Consider the following 1,850-nt stretch of genomic DNA (forward strand, 5'->3'; position numbering starts at 1 on the left):
GGCCGCGGCTCCGGTCGCGCCGAGCGCCTGATCCACCTGATTCACCCGCTGCCGTCCGCCCGGTTCCGCCGGGCGGGCGGCAGCTGCTGTTGCACGGCCCTGGCGGCGCCGTCCACCACGCCGCCGGGGCCGTGTCCGGCCGCCACGGACCCATGACTCCACCACAGGGGCCACGACCTGCCAGCCCATCACGACGGCTGTCCGCAGCGCCCTCAACCTGCCTCATCCGACGGTTGGTGAGGGCACTGTCCGGATGCGTGGTGTGAGCAGGACCACCGGAGTCTTTGCGTGTGCCGTCCCCTGGATACCGTTTTAGGGACAGGTGTCGACACATCACTGGAAGGAGCGTGTGCATGGAGCACGACCAGCCCACCACCCTGACCGCCGGCCTGTCCGGAGCAGGATCGCTGGAGGCGCCCGTCGGCGCCGCCGATGGGACCCAGGCCGCGGACTCGGCCGACGAGCAGCTCTCGTTCGGTCCGGTCGCGAACCCCAAGCGGCTGCGTCTCGGAGTATCGCGGTCCCTGTGACCCTCGACGGGTCAGGACCATCCGGGTCGGCCGCCCGCGGGCGGCCGACCTTGCGCCCCGCGGCTCCCCGCCATCCCGCTGGCGGTCACGACATGCCACCATCCGCGGACGCTCGGTGGACGACGGGCTGACGGACCGACCGCCCTCGCCGCTCACGACGACGCCACCCCGATAGCGGTCATACGGTCAGAGGATGACCAGCCCCGACTCGCTGCCGCACCCAGCCGCGCCAGCCGGAACACCAGCGGCCGCGACCGCGGCGGGCGACACCCACCGCTCGTCCTGGGCGCAGCTCGACGGCCCGGTGCATGTCGTCGACTTCGGCGGCCCGAGCGGCGCTCCGCTGCTGCTGTGCGTGCACGGGCTCGGCGGGTCCTGGCTGAACTGGCTGCTGCTCGCCCCGCTGCTCACCCCGCGGTACCGGGTGATGGCCGTCGACCTCGCCGGGCACGGCCGGACACCGGCGGCCGGGCGGGGCACCGACGTCCAGGCGAACCGGCGGCTGCTCGACCGGTTCCTCACCGAGGTCCTCGACGTCCCGCCGATCCTCATCGGCAACTCGATGGGCGGCATGATCAGCGTCATGCAGGCGTCCCTGCGGCCCGCCTCAGTCGCCGGGATGATCCTGGTCGACCCGGCGCTGCCCCGTCCGCGCGGGGTGTGGCCCGACCCTGAGATCACCCGGCTGTTCGCCGGTCTGTTCGTTCCCCACCTCGGCGCGACCGTCATGGCCCGCCGCCGCGCCCGCCGCAGCCCCCGGGAACTCGTCGACGACAACCTGCGACGGCTGTGCGCCGACCCGGGGCGCGTACCGGAGCCCGCCGTTGTCGCGCTCGAGCGCGGCCAGCGGGAACGCGGCGACCTGCCCGGGGCCGACCACGCCTTCGTCGGCGCCGCCCGCTCGGTCGTCTGGTCGCTGCTGCACGCCGGGCCGCTCGCGCACATGGTCCGCACGGTGCCGCAGCCGACGCTGATGCTGCACGGCACCGCCGACCGGCTGATTCCCGTCGGCGTCGCCCACCACGTCGCCGCCCAGCGGCCGGACTGGCGGGTGGAGATCCTCGAGGGCCTCGGCCACATCCCGATGATCGAGGCACCGGACCGGACCGCTCGGCTGATCATCGACTGGCTGGGCCGTGAGGGACAGCCGGCCGTGGACCGCGCCCACCGGGTCGCCACGGCCCGCGCGACGGCCGCCCGTGGCGGCACCACCACGGCCCCGGCGGTGGGAAGCTGACCACTCCGGCCGACTCCGCACGGACCGAGGCCGAGCCCGGCCCGGCCGACCTCGACCCCGCCGACCCGGGCCCGGCCGACCCG

General features: G+C 74.8%; 2 protein-coding genes. Both read left to right on the forward strand.

The annotated features are described in order from the left end of the window. The first annotated feature begins 353 nt into the window (after positions 1-353). Entirely contained in the window at positions 354-530 is a 177-nt protein-coding gene (locus MXD58_RS26780; protein ID WP_248837824.1) for a hypothetical protein, read from the forward strand. 193 nt (positions 531-723) lie between these two features. Continuing rightward, the gene (locus tag MXD58_RS26785; protein WP_248837825.1) at positions 724-1,767 is read left to right on the forward strand and encodes an alpha/beta fold hydrolase; all 1,044 of its coding nucleotides are present in this window, start codon (positions 724-726) and stop codon (positions 1,765-1,767) included. Positions 1,768-1,850 lie beyond the last annotated feature (83 nt).

Origin of the sequence: Frankia sp. AgKG'84/4 (assembly GCF_023242965.2) — a bacterium.
Classification (GTDB): domain Bacteria; phylum Actinomycetota; class Actinomycetes; order Frankiales; family Frankiaceae; genus Frankia.